Below are 5635 nucleotides of genomic sequence, written 5' to 3' on the forward strand. Positions count from 1 at the left end.
ACAACGATCCCGCCTCCGTGGTGTTCGGCATTGGCTGGGGAGCCACGCATCACTCCCTGCCCTTCGCCGCCGCCGTGCTGGCCGCCGTACAAGCTTCCATGATCGAACAGGTCGCGACGGAAGGCTGAGCTGCTGACCCGTTTCTGACCTTTGTGCGCGTTGGCGCCTTGGCACTCAAGGCCCCCGGCGGCCGGCCCAAGTCCGCGCTCGCGCCGGAGGGCGTGGACGCGGTGCTGCACCTGGCGGGGGCGGCGCCGAGTTGGCCGGGCTGCTGCGTAAGGGCGGCGGGCTCGCCTCCGCCCGAGGGCCGACCCCGGACGCGGTCCAGAGCGTCGAGGTCACCGTGCACACGATCATGGCGGACCCGAACCCGCAGACGCTGACCGAGCTGGCCGCCCAAGCCGCCGCCGGAGCGCTGCGTGTCCCGGTCACCGCCACCTGAAGGAGAAGCTGAAGCCCAGACTGCCCTGGGCAGAGGACTACTCCGCCGGCACCGTCCGCTTCATCGGCATCGCCGAGCTCGCCGGCGCGCTCGGGCCTCCTGCCCGCGGCTACCGGCATCGTGCCGATCCTGACCCCGCTGGCCGCGACCGGCCTGGCCGTGATCATGGTCCTGGCCGCGCTCGCCCGCGCCCGCCGTAAGGAACCCGCCGCGATCGCGATGAACGCGCTCCTGTTCCTGCTGGCCGCGTTCGTCGCCTGAGGCTGCTTCGGCCCGGATGATGGCCGACGGCCTGGCCGAGCTGGGCCGCCCTGCCCCGCCGCGCGCCGACCGTTCGGCGGCCTTCGGCCCCGGCGGCATGGTCCTCGCCAGCAGCTCCGATCAGGTTGCTGACCGCATCCTGCACCTGCACGGCCTGCTCGGCCACTCCCGCCAGATCCTGCAGATGGACGTCGGCGGCCTGCCGCAGCGCGACTTCCTGCACGCCATCGAACTGGTCGGCACCAAGGTGCTGCCCCAGATCGGCGCCGAACTCGGCTGACCGCCCCATGGCCACCGCCGAGGCTTCCCGGGGCGTGACCAAGAAGGTCGGTGGCGAAGAGCGAAGGACCTCTTGGGACAACGTGAAGTGTGCAACCTGGAGAATCAGCGACATGGGCTCCGCCGGGTTTTGCAAGCGGCGTCGCGTTCTCTTCGAAACCGCGACGCCGCGAGAGGTTGTTCGGGTGGGCTCGGATTGTTGCACTAGTGCACAGAATGACGTTTCCCGGTGCTGCCATGGGATCAGGCGTTCTCTTGCGTACGGTGTCCACATGAAGTATCTGGAAGGGCCTTTCTCCCCCCTTACTGAAGAGGTCACCGCCTACGACCTGCCTGTCACCGGGCGGATCCCGGCCGAGCTCAACGGCCGCTACCTGCGCAACGGGCCCAACCCGCTGGGTGTGGAAGACCCCGTTGTGCACATCTGGGGCATGGGCCAGGGCATGGTGCACGGGGTGCGGCTGCGTGACGGCCGCGCCGAGTGGTACCGCAACCGCTTCGTGCGCGTAGCGGGCTTCGCGCCCATGGTGCACGTGATCGAGCACGCTCAGCGCACCTTCGCCTTGGCGGAGGGTGGCCTGCCGCCCGCCGAGTTGGACGAGGAGCTGAACACCGTGGGCGTGTGTGAGCTGGGTGGGACCGCGGAGGGGTTCACGGCGGGGGCGCACTCCAAGCACGACCCGCTCACCGGCGAGTTGCATTCGCTGTCGTACATGCCGGGCCGCGACTTCGTCCAGTACATCGTGACCGACCCGAGGGGAAGTGTCGTCCGGACCACCGCCATCTCCATGACGCGGACGCCGTTCATGCACGACTTCGCGCTCACCGAGGAGCACGTGGTGTTGTGGGACACGCCGCTGGGTTTCGACGGGTTCGAGTGCCGGTGGTTGCCGGGGCACCCGACGCGTGTGGGGGTCATGCCGCGGACCGGTGGTGAGGTGCGCTGGCTGGACATCGACCCGATCCATGTCAGCCACACGCTCAACGCCTACGACGACGGCGACGCGATCGTGGTCGACCTGGTCACGGCCGAAGGGCCGTTCGATCCCGCCGACCCCGGAGCGATCCGGCCCATGCTGGACCGCTGGACGATCACGCCGGACAAGATCCACCAGCAGCGCATCGACGACCGGCCGCAGGATTTCCCGCGTGTGAACGAGGCACGTACCACCCGCCCGTACCGATATGGCTACTCGGCCGCGACGGCACTGTACGGGATTCCGTTCGCGCCCGAGGGCATGCCGCCGGACGACGCCTTCACCAACGCCCTGGTCAAGCACGACCTGAAACGAGGGACGCATGAAGTACACGGGTTCGGCAAGGACGAGGCGGTCGGTGAGGCCGTGTTCGCCGCCGCGGGGCAAGGGGAGGACGAGGGCTACCTGCTCACGTACGTGCACAATCCTCGCCGAAACGCCAGCGACCTGGTGATCCTCTCCGCCCAGGACTTCACGGGTGAGCCCGTCGCGCGCGTCCACCTTCCTGTCAGAGTGCCGCTCGGTCTGCACGGCAACTGGCTGCCTGACCGCTGAGACATGGCAGCATGGCCGTCGTGAACGATCCGCAACCGCCGTACCTCCGGATCGTCGCCGACATCGAGCGGCGCATCGCCGACGGAGAGTTGCAGCCCGGCGCGCCCGTCCCGACCACCAGGGCGATCATGCGCGAGTGGGGCGTCGCGATGGCGACGGCCAGCAAGGCGCTGGCCGCGCTCAAGCAGGCAGGCGCCATCGAGTCGGTGTCTCGGGTCGGCGCCGTGGTCGCTCCCCGGAGACTGCCCTCACGTTCGGCTGGGGGTCTCGAACGCGACCGCGTCGTCCGCGTGGCCCTGGAGATCGCCGACGCCGACGGCCTGGCCGCACTGTCCATGCGGGCGGTGGCGGCCAAGCTCGGCGTCGCCACCATGGCCCTCTACCGGCACCTCGAGGCCAAGGCCGAGCTCACCCAGCTGATCGCCGATGCCGCGTTCGCCGAGATCGAATATCCGGAGCCGCCGCCGGGATGGCGTTCCCACCTGCGGGTGGCCGCTCAGCTGCAGTGGGCGGCCTACCAGCGCCATCCCTGGCTTCCGCGGCTCGTGTCCATCACCCGGCCGGCCACACTGCCCGGGCAGCTCGCATACGGGGTATGGACCCTGCGCGCGCTCGACGGCCTCGGCCTGGACCCGATCACCCGCATGCACGTCTACGGCACGATGGTGAACTACGTGCGGGGGACGGCGATCAACATCGAGAGCGAGGCCATCGCCGAGCTGGACACGGGGATGACCAGCAAGCAGTGGGGTCAGGCCAAGCTGTCCGTCGACGGGCCGCTGATCGCCCAGGTCGCGGAGCCGGGCGCGGAGCTCGACCTGCAATCACTGTTCGCCTTCGGCCTCGAACGCCTGCTGGACGGCCTGGCCACCGTGATCGCGCCCCGGGAGATCCGCCGGTGACCGGGCCTTCACCGGAGCCGCCTGCCGGTTGGCCGCCGGCGGGCGGCGCATCTGGCCCACCGCCAAGGACGCCGCCAAGAGCGCTGTCGCGGGGCGTTGGGCAGCACGTTGGCCGTGCGTAGTCGGTGGCGTGCCGGCCAGGCCGGTGGATTCCACCGGCCTGGCCGGGCGCCGCGATCACGCTCTTCAGGTTGGAGAGCGGGGAGCAGGGCGTCGTGGCTTGCCTTTGTGAGTCGCCGACGTCTGCGTGAGGGCCAAGAATGATGGCCCATGAACGGGGACGAGGCGAATGCTTCCGCCGAGCGGTTCACCCGCCTCGATCGGGCTGCACGAGCACTTCATCGTGGCCCGCGCTGCGGGCGAGCTCGACCACACCTCCGCCGGGCTGCTGCACCGGCAGGTCAAAGACGCCTGGGAAGCCACCGGTTCCGCGGGCCTGGTCCTGGACCTGAGCGGCGTGACGTTCTGCGACTCCATGGGCATCGGCGTGCTGGTGCTGCTGCTGCGCCAAAGCCGGGAGCAGCAGAGCACCCTGGTGCTGACAGATATCCGGCCCGGCTGGAGCGCATCTGGGCGATCACTGGCTTGCGGACCGCGCCGACCGGCTCCAGACCGCGCGGGCGCACCGCCACTCGCGGGTGCCGGTCGGCCCGGCTGACCGCCGCCTGCACGGGCGTCGCGGCGGAGTTGCCCAAAATCACTCGTGAGCGGGCCATTCCTCGGCCAGGAGCGCGTATGAGAGACCGTCGAGCCATCCCTTGGTGCGGTGGAGTGAGTCTTTCACCGTGTGCTGTTCGCGGCGCATCCCGAGCCGCTCCATCAACCGCCACGAGGATTCGTTGTCGTAGAAGCAGTCCGCGTGCAGGCGACGCAGGCCAAGACTCTTGAAGGAGACGTCGATGAGGGCGCGTACCGCTTCGGTGGCGTAGCCCTTGCCGCCGTAGGCGGGATCGAGCGTCCACCCGAGCTCTGCTTGGACGCTTTCCGCCTGGTCAGCGACCTCTTCCTGGGCCCAACCGTCCTGGACCCTCAGTGTCAGGTCACCGATCACCCGGCCGTCCAGTTCGACGATGAGCAGGTCTACGAGCCGCTCCTCGCGGAGGAAACGCTCACGGTAGTCGTCGTAGGTCTCTGTGGCGGCCGCGACCCATTCGTGAGTCTCCGGCAGCTGCCGGAAGGCCCAGGTCGCGTCCAGGTCGTCGGGGGCAGCCCGGCGCAACAGCAGCCGCTCGGTGGAAATCGGCCAGTCCAGCGTGTCAAGAGGGTGACGCATGGGCCCTCATACTGACAGCGGGCTGTGGTGACACACAAACGGATTACTGCGGACGACGTCTCCGACAACGACGCGGCGATCGCCCTACAGGAACCGACAGGACACCGAAGCGACCAGGGCTCGCGGAAACCCGCGTCCTGAAAATCAAGTGGGCCCGGCGGCCGGGGCGGGACGGCTTGAACGGGACCATGCCGGCGTTGACGAACAGCAGGTTCGGTCGTCGGCGGCCAGCGGCGCGCTGGGCACGATCTCGTGTCCGGCGGCCGCGAAGCGGGCCAGGAAGCACCGTTTGACCTCTGCGGTTCGCATCGTTCATCTCCGGTCCGTGGGACAGCTCCATCATTGTTGCCTATTATTCGTAGTTGCAAATTACTGGCGATAAGGGGTGGCATGGCGATCGTCCTGGGCATCGAGACCTCCTGCGACGAGACCGGCGTCGGCATCGTCGCCGACGGCCGGCTCCTGGGCGCCGCCCTGTCGTCCTCGATGGACGAGCACGCCCGTTTCGGCGGCGTGGTGCCCGAGATCGCCGCCCGCGCCCACCTGGAGGCGATGGTCCCGTGCGTGCGGGCCGCCTTCGAACAGGCCGGCATCAGCCCGTCCGGCATCGACGCCGTCGCGGTCACCGCCGGGCCCGGACTGTCCACCGCGCTGCAGACCGGGCTCGCCGCCGCCAAGGCCTACGCCCTGGCCCTGGACAAACCCCTGTACGGCGTGCACCACCTGGCCGGGCACGTCGCCGCCGACACCCTGGAACACGGGCCGCTGCCGCCCCGTTCGGTCGCGCTCGTCGTCTCCGGCGGGCACACCTCGCTGCTCCTGCTCGGCGACCTGGCCCGTGACCCGATCACGCACCTCGGCGACACCCGTGACGACGCCGCCGGCGAGGCGTTCGACAAGATCGCCCGCATCCTCGGCCTGCCCTACCCCGGCGGCCCCGCCATCG

The 5635-nt window shown here is 69.7% G+C and carries 7 protein-coding genes and 1 pseudogene; 7 read left to right on the forward strand and 1 reads right to left on the reverse strand.

The window, feature by feature from the left end; translation table 11 throughout:
- The first annotated feature begins 259 nt into the window (after positions 1 to 259).
- From ABZ459_RS52550 to ABZ459_RS52575, 6 genes are all read left to right on the forward strand, one after another.
- Entirely contained in the window at positions 260 to 442 is a 183-nt protein-coding gene (locus ABZ459_RS52550) for a hypothetical protein (RefSeq protein ID WP_357989043.1), read from the forward strand.
- A 120-nt stretch (positions 443 to 562) separates the two neighbouring features.
- Positions 563 to 703: a DoxX family protein gene (locus ABZ459_RS52555; protein ID WP_357989045.1), complete on the forward strand. Its 141-nt coding sequence runs from the start codon at positions 563 to 565 to the stop codon at positions 701 to 703.
- A gap of 16 nt (positions 704 to 719) precedes the next feature.
- Positions 720 to 983 carry a hypothetical protein gene (locus ABZ459_RS52560; RefSeq protein ID WP_357989047.1) on the forward strand — a complete coding sequence of 88 codons (264 nt, stop codon included), beginning with the start codon at positions 720 to 722 and terminating at the stop codon, positions 981 to 983.
- A 271-nt stretch (positions 984 to 1254) separates the two neighbouring features.
- Positions 1255 to 2514, forward strand: a complete 1260-nt coding sequence (locus ABZ459_RS52565) for a carotenoid oxygenase family protein (protein WP_357989049.1) — start codon at positions 1255 to 1257, stop codon at positions 2512 to 2514.
- 11 nt (positions 2515 to 2525) lie between these two features.
- Entirely contained in the window at positions 2526 to 3416 is an 891-nt protein-coding gene (locus ABZ459_RS52570) for a GntR family transcriptional regulator (RefSeq protein ID WP_357989051.1), read from the forward strand.
- A 289-nt stretch (positions 3417 to 3705) separates the two neighbouring features.
- Positions 3706 to 4074 carry an STAS domain-containing protein gene (locus ABZ459_RS52575; RefSeq protein WP_357989053.1) on the forward strand — a complete coding sequence of 123 codons (369 nt, stop codon included), beginning with the start codon at positions 3706 to 3708 and terminating at the stop codon, positions 4072 to 4074.
- Between the two features lie 39 nt (positions 4075 to 4113).
- On the opposite strand, the gene ABZ459_RS52580 is transcribed toward ABZ459_RS52575, so the two are convergent.
- Positions 4114 to 4689, reverse strand: coding sequence for a GNAT family N-acetyltransferase (locus ABZ459_RS52580; RefSeq protein WP_357989055.1), 576 nt, complete (start codon positions 4687 to 4689; stop codon positions 4114 to 4116).
- A gap of 390 nt (positions 4690 to 5079) precedes the next feature.
- Here ABZ459_RS52580 and ABZ459_RS52585 point away from each other — a divergent pair.
- Positions 5080 to 5635: pseudogene (locus ABZ459_RS52585) on the forward strand (tRNA (adenosine(37)-N6)-threonylcarbamoyltransferase complex transferase subunit TsaD); the annotation flags it as partial.

The organism is Nonomuraea sp. NPDC005692 (assembly GCF_040631115.1).
GTDB lineage: Bacteria > Actinomycetota > Actinomycetes > Streptosporangiales > Streptosporangiaceae > Nonomuraea.